The 17,176-nt window shown below is 43.4% G+C and carries 12 protein-coding genes; 4 read left to right on the top strand and 8 right to left on the bottom strand.

The genetic code is table 11. From position 1 onward, the window contains the following. Positions 1 to 110 precede the first annotated feature (110 nt). From AC3IT7_RS03380 to pilG, 4 genes are read right to left on the bottom strand one after another with little or no spacing between them, the layout of a single operon-like run. Entirely contained in the window at positions 111 to 2,183 is a 2,073-nt protein-coding gene (locus AC3IT7_RS03380; RefSeq protein ID WP_489249400.1) for a methyl-accepting chemotaxis protein, read from the bottom strand. Positions 2,184 to 2,229: 46 nt separating this feature from the next. Then, complete coding sequence (locus AC3IT7_RS03375; protein WP_100534902.1) at positions 2,230 to 2,766, bottom strand: chemotaxis protein CheW; 537 nt, start codon at positions 2,764 to 2,766, stop codon at positions 2,230 to 2,232. Positions 2,767 to 2,771: 5 nt separating this feature from the next. Next, the gene (locus AC3IT7_RS03370) at positions 2,772 to 3,140 is read right to left on the bottom strand and encodes a response regulator (RefSeq protein WP_005097847.1); all 369 of its coding nucleotides are present in this window, start codon (positions 3,138 to 3,140) and stop codon (positions 2,772 to 2,774) included. Positions 3,141 to 3,165: 25 nt separating this feature from the next. Next, positions 3,166 to 3,549, bottom strand: a complete 384-nt coding sequence (gene pilG / locus AC3IT7_RS03365; protein ID WP_005097851.1) for a twitching motility response regulator PilG — start codon at positions 3,547 to 3,549, stop codon at positions 3,166 to 3,168. Between the two features lie 286 nt (positions 3,550 to 3,835). Here pilG and AC3IT7_RS03360 point away from each other — a divergent pair, with 286 nt between their 5' ends. The 4 genes from AC3IT7_RS03360 (at position 3,836) to AC3IT7_RS03345 (ending at position 10,606) form a co-directional block, all read left to right on the top strand. Continuing rightward, a complete protein-coding gene (locus AC3IT7_RS03360) occupies positions 3,836 to 4,483 on the top strand; it encodes a hypothetical protein (RefSeq protein ID WP_489249399.1) in 648 nt (215 codons plus the stop codon). Positions 4,484 to 4,534: 51 nt separating this feature from the next. After that, a complete protein-coding gene (locus AC3IT7_RS03355; protein ID WP_489249398.1) occupies positions 4,535 to 5,662 on the top strand; it encodes an efflux RND transporter periplasmic adaptor subunit in 1,128 nt (375 codons plus the stop codon). A 24-nt stretch (positions 5,663 to 5,686) separates the two neighbouring features. After that, complete coding sequence (locus tag AC3IT7_RS03350; protein WP_489249397.1) at positions 5,687 to 8,794, top strand: efflux RND transporter permease subunit; 3,108 nt, start codon at positions 5,687 to 5,689, stop codon at positions 8,792 to 8,794. A gap of 96 nt (positions 8,795 to 8,890) precedes the next feature. Beyond that, entirely contained in the window at positions 8,891 to 10,606 is a 1,716-nt protein-coding gene (locus tag AC3IT7_RS03345) for a proline--tRNA ligase (protein WP_489249396.1), read from the top strand. A 55-nt stretch (positions 10,607 to 10,661) separates the two neighbouring features. On the opposite strand, the gene AC3IT7_RS03340 is transcribed toward AC3IT7_RS03345, so the two are convergent. The 4 genes from AC3IT7_RS03340 to AC3IT7_RS03325 are packed head-to-tail and all read right to left on the bottom strand — an operon-like array spanning position 10,662 to position 17,120. Further along, positions 10,662 to 11,957 carry a hypothetical protein gene (locus tag AC3IT7_RS03340; RefSeq protein WP_489249395.1) on the bottom strand — a complete coding sequence of 432 codons (1,296 nt, stop codon included), beginning with the start codon at positions 11,955 to 11,957 and terminating at the stop codon, positions 10,662 to 10,664. 21 nt (positions 11,958 to 11,978) lie between these two features. Continuing rightward, positions 11,979 to 14,264 carry a DUF6160 family protein gene (locus AC3IT7_RS03335; protein WP_489249394.1) on the bottom strand — a complete coding sequence of 762 codons (2,286 nt, stop codon included), beginning with the start codon at positions 14,262 to 14,264 and terminating at the stop codon, positions 11,979 to 11,981. Positions 14,265 to 14,297: 33 nt separating this feature from the next. Then, on the bottom strand, positions 14,298 to 15,020 hold the full coding sequence (locus AC3IT7_RS03330; protein ID WP_489249393.1) for a hypothetical protein: 723 nt from the start codon (positions 15,018 to 15,020) through the stop codon (positions 14,298 to 14,300). Positions 15,021 to 15,032: 12 nt separating this feature from the next. Continuing rightward, positions 15,033 to 17,120 carry a hypothetical protein gene (locus tag AC3IT7_RS03325; RefSeq protein WP_489249392.1) on the bottom strand — a complete coding sequence of 696 codons (2,088 nt, stop codon included), beginning with the start codon at positions 17,118 to 17,120 and terminating at the stop codon, positions 15,033 to 15,035. Positions 17,121 to 17,176: the final 56 nt, after the last annotated feature.

Genomic DNA, 17,176 nt, shown 5'->3' with positions numbered 1-17,176 from the left:
TCACGCGATACCTAACGTTATGAAGTTAAGTATATCTTGTCGAGGCTTTATCTGTATTTTTGAATGTGCCTCAATCGTAATCAAGACACATTCTCCCATCATCTCTAACTTTATTCTGGTAGTTTAAAGTCGGCTACAGATTCACGTAATGCATCGGCCATGTTTGCCAGTTCAGATACCGAACGTGCTGTATCGAAGGTTGCACTGGTGGTTTGCGAGGTAATTTCCTGTACGACATTCATCGTGGTTGCAATATGACCTGCAGATGCAGACTGCAGTTTCGCTGCATCGGAAATGTTCGCAATCAGTTTCGCCAGGTTATTCGATACGGTTTGAATCTCGTCGAGTGCCACACCGGCATCTTTAGACAAGTTCGCACCACGCACAACCTCGGCTGTGGTTTGTTCCATCGAAATAACGGCTTCGTTGGTATCTGTCTGAATGGTTTTAACCAGTCCTTCAATCTGCTTGGTTGCAGATGCAGAACGTTCTGCAAGACGCTGTACTTCATCGGCTACGACCGCGAAACCACGACCTGCTTCACCGGCCATCGATGCCTGAATCGCTGCATTCAATGCCAGGATGTTGGTCTGGTCGGCAATATCGTTAATCAGGGCAACAATGTTACCAATTTCCTGAGAAGATTCACCCAGACGTTTAATACGTTTTGAGGTTTCCTGAATCTGTTCACGAATCGTGTCCATACCCTCAATCGAGCGTTGTACAACATCAGCACCGTTTGCAGCAATTTGTACTGAACGGTCTGCTACCACAGCGGATTCATCAGCGTTGGCAGATACCTGGTCAATCGACATCGCCATTTCGTTAATTGCCGCAGAAGCACCGGCAATTTCCTGCGCCTGATGTTCAGAAGCTTCAGCTAACTGGTTGGTAATGCTCTGTGTGGTCGCGGTATATTGTGCAACTTCCTGTGAAGTTTCAGTAATACGCGATACCAGGTCTCGTAACTGGTCAATTGCGAAGTTAATCGAGTCGGCAATCGCACCGGTGAAGTCTTCCGATACAGTTGCGTATGAACGCAAGTCACCATCTGCAAGATCGGCAATCTCGTCAAGTAAACGTAAAATCGCGTTCTGGTTACGGTCATATTCTTCTTGTAAACGGCCTACACGCTGTTTATCGGAAACGCCACGTAGTGACAGCAGTCTGAATACACAAAGCAGGAACCCTACTAATAGTGCAATCAGCAATACTGCTGGAATAATAGTTTTAAGACCCGAGTTACCTGACAATTTGTTCAGGTTATCTAACAGCACATCAGATTGAGCAAAAATAGATGCAGCCGCCTGACGAACTTTTACAATGTCAGTGGAGTTTTTCAGAATAATCGCAGATGCTGATTCCAGTACATCATCATATTCAGCCTTGATGCCTTCTAGAGATTCACGCATGGCCGGATCAGTAATACGCTGTACACCCAGTTCAGCAGAACCATTCAATTGTGCATTTAAATAAGCACCGAAAGTTTCGGTATCGGCACTAAAGTCATCTGCCGATTCACGAGAACCATCACTACCGGTCAGTACCAGACTGATGGAACGTAAAATACGTTCTGCGATAAATACCTGGTTTTTGGCAATCACCACCTGGTTCGATGGCATATCTTGACGCGCCATCTGGTCGACCATCAGGTTATATTCTGCCTGAATCCCCGGAATGGCTTCACCAATTGCAATGTTGGTGTCATATAACTGGTTAATGATTTTCTGTTGTGAAGCAATCAGGTCAATACCGCTAGAAACTTCTGTCCACTGCTTATCTACAGCCTGAAGTGCCTCATTATCTGAATGGATACTTTTAACGGTTTCCAGGTTCTCCGCAAAGGATTTTTGCGAGTCAGTCAGGTTTTTCATTGACTCTGGTGTACCCGAAGCCGTGGCTTCAGTTGCTTGGCGCGAAATCGTTTGCGAGAGGAGACGCAAATCACCCAGGCTCTGAGTGAGTTCGTTGGCACGTGGCACACTATAGAAAAGATACAATAAAGTGATCAGCGCGGCCAACAGACAGCCTGCTGCCCCATAAATCAGCGGTTTTGACTTTTCACTATCACCAAATACACGTGATAACTGATCTATTTGTGATTGAATCTTGGCGAAAAAAGCATTACCGCCTTTACGGCTGGTGCTTTCCCCTGTATTTTTCTTTTTAAGTTTAAAGCCCATGCAGCCTCTCCCCGATTGACGCCTTGATCACTTTCGTGCGCGACATTTAATTTATAAATTTTATAGATGCGTTCATAAAGTTTGGATTTTGCAACAGACGACTGAATAAGAACACATGCCACTGCTGGTTGTGCTGATGGAAAAATCCTTGACAGTATTCTTGTAAGTTTTTATCCAGTTCAGATTTCTTCGAAAAGAAACTCTTCTTATTGAAATGTTGTATACCCAAAACTTGATCTACGACCAAACCGACATACTGGTCATTATGGTTGATGCACAATACTTTTTGAGTCGGTGAAAACTGACTGCTATGCCCTGATACGTATTGAGTCAGATCAGAAACTGATAACAGTCTTCCCCGGATATTCGCCAGACCCAACACCCATGCTTGTGTCTTGGGTACCGGCGTATATTTTGGGGGATAAATCACTTCTGATACTTCCCCCAGCGGGGCAACAAAATATTGCCCCATCATCTCAAAAGCAATGCCTGACCATCGGTTCACTTCATTGTCATTCGAAACGTAGTTTTTATTTCCCCGTTTCGCAATGCGAAGTAATTCGATAAATCCATTTGCTGCCATAGAGCTTATCCTGCATTGAGGTGTTGCTTAATTACTTCTATTAATTGTTTTTCATCTACTGGCTTGGTTAAATAATCTGCTGCACCCTGACGTTTGCCCCATACGCGGTCAGTGGCCTGATCCTTGGTACTGACAATCACAATTGGAATGTGTTTGGTGGTTGCCCCACGCGCAATCTGGCGGGTTGCCTGAAAGCCATTCACACCCGGCATCACGACGTCCATCAGGACCAGATCCGGCAATTCAGCCTGTGCCATGGTGACGCCATCTGCCCCATTGGCTGCTTCAATCACCTCAAAGCCGTGTTTAGAAAGAATTTCTCTAAAGCGAAAAGTTTCTGTCGGTGAGTCATCCACAATTAGGATACGTGCCATGCCAATTCCCCAAAAAAATCAAATGTTAAGCACTAATATGGTTACGGATTGCATTCAGCAATTCATCTTTACTAAAAGGTTTGGTCAGGTATTCATCTGAACCCACGACACGACCTTTGGCCTGATCAAACAAGCCATCTTTACTAGACAGCATAATCACAGGAATATTCTGGTAATTCTGAGAATTTTTAATTAACGCACAGGTCTGGTAGCCATCTAGACGCGGCATCATGATATCTACAAACACGATATCTGGATTTGCTTCAGCAATTTTTGATAAAGCTTCAAAACCATCTACCGCAGTAATGACTTCATAACCTTCGCGTTGAAGAAGAGTTTCAGCGGTACGACGAATGGTCTTTGAGTCATCAATCACCATCACTTTTAGATTTTGGAATTTATCGTCCATTTGTTTAACCCTTCCCATTTTAGAAACTATATGCCATAAGGCTCATAGGATTATTTTATTACGATCGATAAACATTTTTAACATAAAGTCACTTGTATTATCAATGAACATTTTCTACACAAGTAGGCAAAATCAATTATTTTTAATAACAGCTTCACATTTTATTTGTACCGATGTTTTTTTTTTGACTAACGGTAGTTTTTAATTGGTAAATTTAAGTCTAATATAACAAGATTATTACTTTAAAATAAGTAATTTAGTCAACTTTAAATTCGGGGAGCCAATGATGAGTCAGTTTTCAGAAAAACTTGCTGTCATTGATAAAAAGAAAATGACTGGTCAATTCATTGTTGCTGTGCTTTTACTCTTACAAATGACCTTGACTTGTGCCAATAGCAGCCAGCTCCAGCAAAAAGCCACCTGGTATCGCTATTATGACAGTAAAGGCGTGGCCAATATCAGCACCAATGTGACCCCCAATCATATCCGTTATGGTTATGAGGCACTTGACCAGAATATGCAGGTCATTAAACGTGCTCGCCCCTACAATGCCGAAGCCGATATCAAACAGGCTCCCCAACGTGCTCAACAGGCTCAACGGATCGCTGAAGATCATCGACTCAAGCGCGCCTATAATAATAGTCAGACCGCTTTGCAGAAAAAAAATGAAAGCTTGTTGCAGCTAAAAAAACAGATTGATTTTCAGCAAGAACAAATGAAACAATTGCAAAAAGATCGGGTGATGTTTGTACGCCAAGAACGTGAATATTTACGTAAAGGTAAAGCACCACCGGCACAGCTGAAAACCACCCTCGACAACAATCAGAAAAATCTCGTTTCGCAAAAAGAAAATATTCAATCTTTACAAACTCGCTATCGAAATCTGGAAGCAGAATACGACAAAATTATCGCCCGTTTAAAAGCACTCGAATAAATACAAATAGCTTGTTTTGACTTTAATCCACAGCAGGCTAAAAGGACTATTATGCAAACTGCACCGCATGCTTATGCTTTCCATATATCCTCTTCACGCGCTGTACTGATCATGAGTGCACTTTGCTTAAACATGCTGTTAGTGGCCTGTAATAACAATGAAGCTAGCCCCCAAGCCGAAACACCCAAGTCCATTGAAGTGATTCCTCAAGATTTAGTTGCGGTAAAGTCCGGTCATTCCGTACAAAAAACTGCATTTACCGGCACGATTCGGGCCGTCAATCAAAGCAGCATCCAGGCGCAGGTTTCTGCCACCGCCACCAGTGTCAATGCACAGGTCGGTCAAAGCGTTTCCAAAGGTCAGGTGCTGGTACGTCTGAACAATCAGGACAATGCCGCACGTCTGGCTCAGGCACGTGCCAATCTGGCGTCTACCCAAGCACAAGCCAATCAGGCACGCAACATGATGCAGCGAAAAAAGCGCCTGCTCGATCAGGGTTTTATTTCACAAGTAGAATATGAGCAAAGTCAGGTCGATTATCAGGCACAGATGGAAAATGTCCGCGCCCAACAGGCCAATGTCGATATTGCCCAGAAAGCAGATCGTGATGGCACCATGACCAGTCCCATCAGTGGCGTCATCACCCAGCGTCAGGTCGAACCTGGCCAGACTGTTGCAATCGGACAGACCCTGTTTGAAATTGTGGATCCTGAGCGGCTGGAAATTCAGGCGCGCGTACCTGGTGATCTGCAATCAGGTTTAAGGCTGGGCAGTCAAGTCGAATACAGCATTCAAGGGAATCCAGATCGACTCACTGCGGTGATTAGCCGGATTTCTCCAATCGCAGATCAGGCCAGCCGTCAGATTGAATTTTTTGCTACCCCAAATGAAACGATTCCCTCTCTCAGTATTGGCGCCTTTGTTGAAGGCAATATTCTCAGTTCACGCCAAATCAGCGGGCAAATTATTCCACTAGATACCGTTCAGGACATCCAGAACAGTCCCCATGTCTGGGTAATTCGCCAGAATAAAATCATCAAGGTCAATATTCAGGTGCTGGAGCAACGCTATAACGATAATATTGCGGTAGTTAAAGAACTGGAAAATACCGATCAGGTTAGCCGGATTAAGTTTAGCGAAGCCGATCTGCAAAAAACTGTCACTCTTCGCTCCAACTAAAGCGCGTCACACAGGATCATCGATATGTGGTTTACCCGAATTAGTGTGAAGTATCCGGTTTTCACCATCATGATGATGTTTTGTCTGATGGTACTGGGACTGGCGTCGTGGCAGCGAATGGGCGTAGAAGAGTTTCCCGATGTCGATTTCCCTTTCGTAGTGGTGTATACCAACTATCCGGGTGCCTCTCCGGAAACGGTTGAGTCAGAAATCACCAAAAAGCTCGAAGACCAGATCAATACCATTTCCGGTTTAAAGCAGGTAATTTCGCAGTCCAGTGAAGGCCTGTCGATGATCACCACCGAGTTCAATCTGGATGTACCTTCAACCACCGCCGCTCAGGATGTACGGGATAAAATCGCCTCGGTCACTGCCGAATTTCGTGACGAAATTCAGGATCCGATTGTCGAACGTTATGATCCAACCGCAAATGCGGTCATGTCGATCGTATTTGAATCCGACAATATGGATCTCAAAGCGCTGAGTTCCTATCTGGACCAGCGCATTGTCCCGCAACTGCGCACCGTTGCCGGCGTGGGAACGGTAAATTTGCTCGGCGATGCGCAGCGTCAAATCCGGATTCAGGTTGAGCCGCAAAAACTGCAGGCTTTTGGTATTGGTGTAGACAGCGTCATCAACACTTTAAAAGCTGAAAATATCGAAGTTCCAGGCGGCACACTCAAATCTGGCAACTCCGAACTGGTTATCGAAATCAATTCCAAAGTGCTGCATCCCCTGGCCTTCGGCGATCTCATCATCGCCAATAAAAACGGCGTACCGATTTTCCTCAGACAAGTCGCAGATATTCAGGATAGTCAGGCAGAGCTAGAATCTGCTGCCTTTTTGAATGGCAAAACCGCAGTTGCGATTGATATCCTGCGTAGCTCGGACTCGAACGTGATCGAGGTGGTCGATCGAACTTATAAAACTTTAGAAAGTATTAAGGCACAGCTTCCGCAAGGTACCACCTTGCAAGTGGTGGTGGATTCTTCAAAAAGTATCCGGGGTACCATTGGCGATGTAGCCCGCACCATTATTGAGGGTGCAGTACTTGCCGTTCTGATTGTGCTGTTGTTCCTCGGTTCATTTCGCTCCACCGTAATTACCGGTTTAACCCTGCCGATTGCGCTATTGGGTACCCTGACCTTTATCTGGGCCTTTGGCTTTAGCATCAACATGATGACCTTGCTGGCGCTGTCTTTAAGTATCGGCCTGTTAATTGATGATGCGATTGTGGTCCGTGAAAATATTGTGCGGCATGCCGACATGGGCAAAGATCATGTGACTGCTGCACTGGATGGCACCAAAGAAATTGGTTTAGCTGTGCTGGCAACTACCCTGACCATCGTTGCGGTGTTCCTGCCTGTGGCCTTTATGGGCGGGATTATTGGCCGCTTCTTTTATCAGTTCGGGGTCACGGTCAGTGTGGCTGTGCTGATTTCGATGTTTGTCAGTTTTACCCTGGATCCGATGCTCTCTGCACACTGGGCCGAAAAGAAAAAAGATCCAAACAAAAAACCTGGACGGGTGAAACGTTTCTTCGCCTGGATCTCTGGCAAGCTGGACAACTTAAGCCATGTCTATGAAAAGTTGCTTAAACTGGCGCTACGCTTCAGATTCATCACCTTGCTGATTGCGGTGGCTTCTCTATTTGGTGCCTTGGGGTTATCTAAACTGATTGGGACTGAATTTGTACCGGTTCCCGACAAAGGCGAAATCCGCATTAAGTTTGAAACACCGGTAGATTCATCGCTTGAATATTCACAAGCCAAACTGCAGCAGGTCGATCAGATTATCCGACAGCACCCTGACGTGAAAGCAACCTACGGCGTGATTAATGGTGTGACGGACCGCGGCAAGAACCATGTCAGTTTAAGGGTAACCGTGACACCACGGATCGAACGCGAAAAAAGCCTGACTGAGCTGAATAATGAGTTCCGTCAACGCTTGCAATCGGTTGCCGGGATCAGTATTACCTCTGTTGCATCTGCCGATGAAACAGTTTCGGGTGGTCAAAAGCCGATTATGATCTCAATCAAAGGACCGGATCTGGATGAACTGCAAAAAATTTCCGATCGCTTTATGACACAGATTGCCCAAATTGATGGCATTGTCGATTTGGAAACCTCACTCAAAGAACCGAAACCAACACTCGGCGTACAGATCAATCGTGTCTTGGCCAGTGATCTGGGATTGTCGGTCAATCAGATTGCCAATGTAGTTCGCCCGCTGATTGCCGGTGATGATGTCACCACCTGGCAAGATGAAAAAGGTGAAACCTATGATGTAAATTTGCGCCTGACTGAAGACCAGCGCAGCTTGCCACGTGATTTACAGAACATGTATATCACTTCCAGCAAAACCGATGTCAATAATCAGCCGATTCTGATTCCTCTTTCAAGTGTCGCCAGGTTTGAAGAAAAACTGGGAGCCTCGCAAATTAACCGTCGCGACCTGGCGCGCGAAGTCTTGATAGAAGCCAATACCGCGGGACGCCCTGCAGGGGACATTGGTTCAGATATCAGTAAATTGCAAGCTGAATTTGATATGCCTGCAGGTTATAGCTTCGACACCCAAGGCTCAAATGCCGATATGGCCGAATCTGCAGGTTATGCCTTGACAGCCATCACCCTGTCGATTGTGTTTATTTATATTGTACTGGGTTCTCAGTTCAACAGCTTTATTCACCCTGCGGCGATTATGGCCTCCTTGCCATTATCCTTGATTGGCGTATTCCTGGCCCTATTCCTGTTTAACTCGACCATGAACTTGTTTTCGATTATCGGGATTATCATGCTGATGGGGCTGGTGACCAAGAATGCCATTCTGCTGATCGACTTTATCAAGAAAGCCATGGATCGCGGTGAAGATCGTTATGATGCGATTATTGCCGCGGGTAAAACCCGTCTGCGCCCAATTTTGATGACCACCAGCGCGATGGTGATGGGTATGGTGCCCTTATCCTTAGGCCTCGGTGAAGGTGGTGAACAAAGTGCACCGATGGCTCATGCAGTAATTGGTGGGGTAATTACCTCTACCCTGCTGACCCTGGTGGTCGTTCCCGTGATCTTTACCTACCTGGATGACTTTAAGAATTTTATGCTGCGTCAGATGCGTAAAATCATGGCATAATTTAATCCAACACAATGAGGTGACATTGCCAAATGCTCACCTCATTTTTTATTGTATAATCCCTGCTTTAACGCTTAATTTTTTAGGACAGTTTCCATGCGCGCGAGTCGCTTTTTATTTGCAACGTTAAGAGAAACCCCGAACGATGCTGAGGTTATTTCCCATCAGCTAATGCTTCGTGCCGGTATGATTCGTAAGTTGGCTTCAGGTCTATATACCTGGTTGCCGATGGGCGTTCGCGTATTAAATAAAGTTGAAGCGATCGTTCGCGAAGAAATGGACAAAGTCGGCTCACTTCAGGTCTATATGCCTGTGACTCAACCGGCGTCTTTATGGGAAGAATCAGGTCGTTATGTGCAATACGGCCCTGAGCTGTTACGTTTCAATGACCGCCATGGCAACCCGTTTGTACTGGGTCCGACACATGAAGAAGTGATTACGGACCTTGCACGTAATGAACTGAAAAGTTACAAGCAATTACCAGCGAACTTCTACCAGGTACAAACCAAATTCCGTGATGAAATCCGTCCACGTTTTGGGGTAATGCGTTCACGTGAATTCATCATGAAAGATGCTTATTCTTTCCATGCCAATCAGGAATCACTGCAACAAACCTACGATGACATGTATGCAGCTTACTGCAAAATCTTTACCCGTCTTGGTCTGGATTTCCGTCCAGTTCAAGCGGATACAGGTTCAATTGGTGGTTCGGGTTCACACGAATTCCATGTCTTGGCTTCAAGCGGTGAGGATGATATCGCATTCTCAACCGAGTCAGACTATGCAGCCAACATTGAAATGGCTGAAGCCGTACTGGTTGGCGAACGTGCTGCACCAGCGCAAGAACTTAAACTGGTAGATACACCAAATCAAAAAACTATTGCGGATGTATCTGCGTTCTTGGGCACGAATCCAGCACATTCAGTAAAAGCATTGCTTGTTCAAGGCATTGCCAAAGAAGATGGTTCTGTTCCTGTGGTTGCTTTATTCCTTCGTGGTGATCATGAGCTGAATGAAATCAAAGCCGAAAAGCATGCACAAATCGCAGCACCACTCACCTTTGCAACCGAAGAGCAAATAGCAGCACTTGGCCTGACTACTGGTTTTGTTGGTCCACAGGGTCTGGTAGAAAAAGGGGTCACTGTGATTGTTGACCGTGCAGCCTCTGTTCTTTCAGACTTTGTTGCAGGTGCTAATGAAGCTGACAAGCACGCAACGGGTGTAAACTGGGAACGTGATGCGAAGTATTCTGAAGTCTATGACCTGCGTAATGTGGTTGAAGGTGATCCATCTCCTGATGGCAAAGGCACATTGCAAATCAAACGTGGTATCGAAGTCGGTCATATCTTCCAGTTGGGTCAGAAATACTCTGAAGCTTTGGGCTGTAAAGTTCTCGGTGAAGATGGCAAACCGTTTACTGTGACGATGGGTTGTTACGGTATTGGTGTAACCCGTGTAGTAGCATCTGCGATTGAACAAAACTTTGATGAGAAAGGCATTATCTGGCCGACAGCGATTGCACCGTTTGAAGTGGCAATCGTACCGATGAATGCACATAAATCGCCTCGCACAGTAGAAGCAGCCGAAGCACTTTATGCTGAACTTAATGCTGCGGGTTATGACGTGATTCTAGATGATCGTAACGAACGTCCAGGCGTGAAATTCTCTGACTTAGAGTTAACGGGTATTCCACATCGTATTGTGATTGGCGAAAAAGGTCTTGATGCAGGCACTTTTGAATATAAAGGCCGCCGTGATGCTGAATCGGTCAATATTTCAAAAGAAGAATTGCTGGCAAAGATTGCTAAATAATTTCTCTTTTGTATAGAAAAATCCCGCGTAATGCGGGATTTTTTATTCTTTTAACTTAACAGAATTTATGCCCGCCGAAGCAGTTCGGTTTAAAGTTCTGGCCTGCCAGTTTTAAATTATTCAATGGAAAATCAATCAAGGTAGGGTTTTTGATTTCACTTACATCTAGAGAACCACCTGCAATACATCCACTAATAATACCACCACAACTACGGATATTATTTGTTAAGTCATAATTAATCCCGGCGATGGTTTGTTTTAATACATCATTGGTAATTTGCACTTTATCTGTTGGAGAAATACTACCTAAATCTACCTCATCTTCCATTGCCAGCCACCAGCCTTGATTAGCAGCAACTGCAGCACCTGGCCATAAAATCTCTTGTGACTGCAATGATAATGATGCAGGGTTATTCAAATACAAGGCATGAATTAGACCCAGGTTTTGATTTACCGTAATATCTGTTTTTAGACCTGTTAAATATCCTGTAACGTCCTTATTAAGATTTAATAGCCCGCCCAAAAGCTGTGCTTCTAACGGACCGTTAAAGTCGATTCGATCAACTGTTCCTGTGCCTTTTAACACGATCTCCTTCATACGCGTACCTGAAACAATAGTAGCAGGGATAGCAAAAGGTGCTGTTGATTCCTGCAAGGTGAAACTGTAACCATCTGATTTATAATGTAAATCTAGAGGCAAAGTTAAACTGCCTAATTTCCCTCTTACAGTACCTTCAATAAATTGACCTGTAGCTTCATAATCCATAATACGAGAAGCCGTGTTTGCCACACCCGACGCAGCTTTAGTCTTCATGTAACCACTAAAACTATTTATACCATTAGGTGTATTGCTATTTTCAGTACCTAAAGTCAAAAGACCTTGAATTTTTTCAGCACTGAGACGAAAGCCCAAGACTTCACGAGTAGATGCCTGATTTGGATTTTTAATCGCAAATTGGAGGAAAGGGTTAGTAATCAGTGCTGAACTATTTGCACGATCCTCGGAAGTATAGTTCGAATTTGCAGGCAGGCCACTTAGAGCAATATGATCAATATCAATATCACAGCCCGTAGCACCATTGAGGCCTCCACAACCAAGTTGTAGCTTTTTAATATTGGTATTGATTTCTATCTCGGCTTCAAGGCCCAATTTATAAAATGAAATATTGGACTGATCATAGTTATTACCAAGATTATCCGCCTGGTTATAACCTTTCTGTACTTCCATCGAAAGTAGTGCCTGACCATCTACAGTAGACAACTCTTCATCATTTAAGATGGTCATTGCAAAATTTTGTTGTGTAATCGCGCACACTGCCACAACCAGACTATTCAAAATTGTTTTTTTCATTTTAATGTCCTTATATTCTTATTAGCGTGGCGTAATACCCATTGTGCTACGAATGGTTCCACCAGTCAGTGCAATACTGGCCATGTTTTGCATATTGCCATTGGTCGCCATGGCAAAATTGGTTTTAAATGGTGTCGCAATATTATTCTCATAATTGAGTTTGACCTGATTATCCAAGGTCACGGTATCGGCACTGACACGCACCTTTCCTTTTACCCCTAAATGTCCTTCCATCCGGTTAAAGTTGATTGATGAAGTCCTTAATACCCCGGTTGAATCAATATCTTCATTGGCGATACTAAAATAGCTACCTAGATTTTCGTTATTGGCACTTTCTTCAGCAGTTAAAGGTCTAAATTTAAAGTTTGCATCAAATGATAAAAAGTTAGTATCTGGTTCAGCAATGGTTGGATCCACGCCGGGGATAATCAGCAACTCACCACTACCATCAAGTTTAAAAGCGATATTAGTCAGGACATCATCACGTTTGGAAAAATTATCATGAGGCACATAGCTCCCGCATTTAGTAACCGATGCATTAGTACAATTATATTTAGAACCGGGTAATTGACCAATCGCAAGCTCTGCTTTTGCTCCGATCAGCAGTTTATCAGCGCGAATATAAATACCTTCATCTTCATAGCCTATAATCCCTTCGGACTTGATCAAAGCATCGATATTTCTAAAACCAGCATAATAGTTAACTGCCTCACCATGATCACCATTTTTACCATCAATCAATATAATCGAGGTTGTACTTGGTAAACCGGTTTTCTTGTCAATTCCGTAGCCTTCAGTAGAGGCCATGATGTTATAAGCAATTGCTTGCTTATTCTCTGTACCATAAGTTGTTCCAGACAACGCGACATTGGCATTTAAATTATAAATAGGAATACCGATTCCCCATGAACCACCATCGCCACCAATTTCCGCCAAAGAGTTATCTGATATGAAACGTGCTTTCGCAGCAATAGACTGAAAATCCATGCCTCTTACTGCTATAAAAGCAAAATCCTCTCCATCCACTGTTGTACTTAGTGTCTGTTTCAGTACTTCACTACTGTATCCCAAGGTCTTTCGCATATTTTCATTGATGATAAAATCGAGACTTTTAGCAGTGATGGTATTTATATAAATATCACCAAAATCGATGTAGGCATTTTTACCGTGTAAAGCTCCATCCGCATTCCGTGTTGTTAGAGGTCTAATATTAGAAAATTGGACTGCATAGCTTCCATTACCAGTATGTCCAATTTCAAATACGGTAGGTGCCATGGTGTCCGGACGACCATTAGCAGTAACGCCAGTAAAATCTGCAGATAAGCCTAAATGCAAACCACCCTCTCCCACCAAATCGCTATATCCTGCTGCAGTTTTGTCCTGGCGCTCTGAAACTCCATTTATCTTGTTACTTACATCAAAGGTACCAATTTGAGTCTGATCAGCACTCATGGATAATCTTGCGTTAGTAACTGCACCCGAAGCCCCTAAACGCATAATATTTTTACGCTCATTATTCGGCGTGTGATAACGCAGGTCAATATTGACACCGGGATTAGTCGGATTAACCCGGCCACTAGCAATATCAGTCGTATCTTCAGCACGCTTTAGATCCACGTAATGGTCTTGATTGCCATTTCGTGTTGTTAATACAACACCCTCATCAGGGTCAATATACATATACCCCAAACCTGCAAAATTAAAATTAAAGTCATTTAAAATCAGACTATTTTCACCTAATTTATGACTAATCGTGGCATTTTTCAGTTGAAACTCAATACTGGCAATCGAGTCTTTATTAAATAAACCGGCGCTGGTCTGTAATAGAACGCTAAGCGGTGTGGAGGTACTCATCCCTAATGTACCTAGACTTTGACCTGATTGTACACCGGCAGTTCGAATACTATTCGCAGCCTGGCTACAGGGAGTGGTGGTACAGGCAATCTTTACCAAGTTTAAATCTGCAGTGGCTTGAAATGGTGCAACACTTGCAGCAAGCCGGAGTCCAGCTCCTTGTGGGGTTGCACCTACATCTATTTCAAGTTGACTAAGAATAGGATTATTATCTACACCAGTAATTTCAACATTATGTAGCCCTAAACCCATTTTAGTATGAGTAACTGGATTTGGATCATACCAGTTGACTTGATCAATACTGGCTCTAGAGATTTCATGTCTAATGACCAGACCATCTTGACCAGTCACCTCGCTTAATGCCTGCTCTTCGATTAAATCGAGTGAATAGCCTTGTTGTGCGAGACACATACACACTGTCAGCAGCTTCAATTTTATTGTTGTTTTTTCCATTTTTATATCCTTATGCTGTACTTGACGCTGCGATTAACAACGACTTTGTGCCCCACCTGTACAGTTATAACCAAATATTTTCAAATTACCTGACATATGCAGATTTCCATGGATATTCAGCCCCATAAAACCTTTTTCAGCGCCCTTATCAAATAAAGGTACATCTTGCGTCGAAGTAGTAAAATTTCCTTCGGTATCATAAGTGCGCGCTGTATAAGTGTCATAAACACCTGTATTGGCATAGCCTTCTAGTGCACCAGTTCCTGTACCTGTTTCAACTGATACTGTATTAAAACCTAGGTTTCTGATTTTCAAAGGCTTATCATCATAAAAGCTAACTTTCATCGCTGTTTGCGGTTCATTACGATGATTAATGATAGTTGTTCCATCGATAGAAAACTTGTCAATCTGAATCGTGCCCTGAATACCTTTAAATACTAACCATTTTTTGTTTTCATTAGCATCCACATGATTATTTGGGGCTATTGCCAAGCGGCAAAACTGTTTTGTTGCACCGCATGTTTCCGGATCTAGAACATAAAATACTTCTACAGGATTAGCATTTGCATCAAGGCGAGAAATTGTATCCTTCGTTAAATCTGTAGCGTAAATATGGTTTAAGGATAAAGTCCAGTTAAGGTCTGCTCCACCCTGCCCTACGGTATCAGTTAACGCTTGCTGATCCAAAACCTCCAATCCGGCATAAATAGACATCGAAGTACAGAGTAGCGTGCAGAGGGTAAACAATTTGGACATATTTGTACTCCCTTATAGACCTGTGGTTTTTATTTTTAGATGCTGAATCAGCACACCATCAATGACTGCCGAACCAAAGTTTTTACTTGAACCATCAACACTTTTAAATACTACTCCGGTTGAGTTGACACCATCCTTAGCGCGCAGCAAATTTGTTCCTGGAATACGCTCTGTAGTCCCTATTGAAATGCTGCTATGAGTCGCATTACGCCCTTGATAAAGTGCGGCAGTATCTGAAGCATTATTTTTAATCGGTGTACCACAACTATAGACATTACAGGTTGAACCGTTTAAATCTGTTGTTCCCAGTCCGCCTCCATAATTCTGATAGATTTGATTATAAATAGCAGGAATATCGGGAATACGGGTAACTTCTAAAATAATATTATTACCTTCTGAACCAACTACGAAAGGCTGGTACATATTCCCGAGTACCAGGTTAATATTTGGGCTGTATAAATATAAACCCTCAGAATCATGAAATATGGGAGCAACACTCCCGTTCAAGGCCGGGGTTGGACCATCACCATCAAGTGCATTCGTTCTTGCTGCAGTACTGAGACGAATACCTTTACTATTGAGATTAGTATCACTACTGCTTAAATTTTCTGGCTGGTCATTGGTATTTAGTCGAATTAGACTTGCCATGCCTAATGTTTGGTCGTAATCCTTATTGTCAGATTCTAAGGTTTGAAACAAACGAACTTGCGAACCATTAAAACTCAGACCATTGGCAACAAATTGGGTTCTTAGCCGGTAATCCATATCAAGCCCTGAGGTTGGCCCACCTGTTATGGGATTGACGACATTGGAGGAGTTAAGCGCGCGCGCAAAAATATCACTCCAGAAGCCCAGCTTAATATTATTATCACTCTCGACCCCAGTAATCGGGCTTAATGGAGCTTCTAAAGCGATATAGCCTACGTCTTTAGCAACGTCCTTAAACTGTTTGACATTCTCAGTACCCGCCCGGAATAACCAGGGATTATCTGCCGATCCCCAGCTAAAGCCCTGATTGCTATATCGTGTACTCAGCGAGTCATCACTTTTCGATAATGCCAGACCATAAATAAATACATCTGCTTTGGTTCTTAAAGAACTGACTGGCGTGTTTTTCGCCTCTAACAAAGCCGCAGTTTCCGCATCACTCAGAATGCTGGCATAAAGCGCCTCTGTTTGTCTTTTCGCTTCTGCTTCTGCAATTTGACCTGCTTCAAATTTTGCACGAATATCTGCTGCCGCATATGAGGCATCACTTAATCGTTGCACTAAAGTAGTAATTTCTGGCCCAATAGCATTGGTACGAGTAAAGTTACCTAAACTTCGATAAAAAGCAGAACTTGTTAAATTATTATTGACTTCATTTGCCCGATTACCAAACAGCAACTGAATCATTTCTAAAGTGTTGTTCTTTGCATATTTGACTGCATCTTCCTCTTGTCCAGGAAGAAACCAATGATCAACTGGCCGCATAGTGTATACAGTCGTACCATCACGAACTACATTACCATCCTCATCTAACCCATTATTAGTTCCTGCACGATAATAAGCTAAACGCTGGGTATAATAATTTCTAATAATCGTATTTGACTCAAAATACTGTTGCGGAATTTCATCGTTTAGCTTGGTACGTTCAGCCTGCAATTTTGCAGGAATAGGCTGGGTATAGGTGCTGTATAGGCTTGTGTAATTCGTATCGTAAATTGAACTGTAGGTAGAGGTATATAGCGTGTTATATCCTTTATCTATTTTGCCTTGCAGAACATTATTATCATACGAGCTTTTATAAACTTTATTATAGGTACGCTCACCTAGCTGCTCATAGTTTTCACCCGTTGGAATAATCCGGATAAAACCAGTATCTGCCTGTCCCGGATCTACAATACCACGTGCATAACTGGAGCCAGCAGAAAGATCCTTGGGACCTTGAAATACCATTTTAAAATCATCAAGGACGAGCGCCACACCTTCACCAGTGGTGTCAGAAAGAGAAGAATCCGATAATTCCTGCATCGCATGTGCAGAAGACAACAGGCTTAAACTGATGGTCATTGCCAAATAACTTTTGCGAAATTTAAATATGTTTTTTATCTGAGTCATCCCGCTCTTTCCTTTTTATTCGATGCTCCGCACCTTATGCTTCAGCTTCCCAGCCG

This window comes from Acinetobacter sp. KH_038, from assembly GCF_057839405.1.
Note: the sequence above shows the minus strand (reverse complement) of the source record. Positions and strands in the feature narration are given on the sequence as shown.

Bases quoted from the DNA above. Each gene is read 5' to 3' on its own strand.
- AC3IT7_RS03380 (WP_489249400.1), bottom strand. From the start codon at position 2,183: ATGGGCTTTAAACTTAAAAAGAAAAATACAGGGGAAAGCACCAGCCGT.
- AC3IT7_RS03375 (WP_100534902.1), bottom strand. From the start codon at position 2,766: ATGGCAGCAAATGGATTTATCGAATTACTTCGCATTGCGAAACGGGGA.
- AC3IT7_RS03370 (WP_005097847.1), bottom strand. From the start codon at position 3,140: ATGGCACGTATCCTAATTGTGGATGACTCACCGACAGAAACTTTTCGC.
- pilG (WP_005097851.1), bottom strand. From the start codon at position 3,549: ATGGACGATAAATTCCAAAATCTAAAAGTGATGGTGATTGATGACTCA.
- AC3IT7_RS03360 (WP_489249399.1), top strand. From the start codon at position 3,836: ATGAGTCAGTTTTCAGAAAAACTTGCTGTCATTGATAAAAAGAAAATG.
- AC3IT7_RS03355 (WP_489249398.1), top strand. From the start codon at position 4,535: ATGCAAACTGCACCGCATGCTTATGCTTTCCATATATCCTCTTCACGC.
- AC3IT7_RS03350 (WP_489249397.1), top strand. From the start codon at position 5,687: ATGTGGTTTACCCGAATTAGTGTGAAGTATCCGGTTTTCACCATCATG.
- AC3IT7_RS03345 (WP_489249396.1), top strand. From the start codon at position 8,891: ATGCGCGCGAGTCGCTTTTTATTTGCAACGTTAAGAGAAACCCCGAAC.
- AC3IT7_RS03340 (WP_489249395.1), bottom strand. From the start codon at position 11,957: ATGAAAAAAACAATTTTGAATAGTCTGGTTGTGGCAGTGTGCGCGATT.
- AC3IT7_RS03335 (WP_489249394.1), bottom strand. From the start codon at position 14,264: ATGGAAAAAACAACAATAAAATTGAAGCTGCTGACAGTGTGTATGTGT.
- AC3IT7_RS03330 (WP_489249393.1), bottom strand. From the start codon at position 15,020: ATGTCCAAATTGTTTACCCTCTGCACGCTACTCTGTACTTCGATGTCT.
- AC3IT7_RS03325 (WP_489249392.1), bottom strand. From the start codon at position 17,120: ATGACTCAGATAAAAAACATATTTAAATTTCGCAAAAGTTATTTGGCA.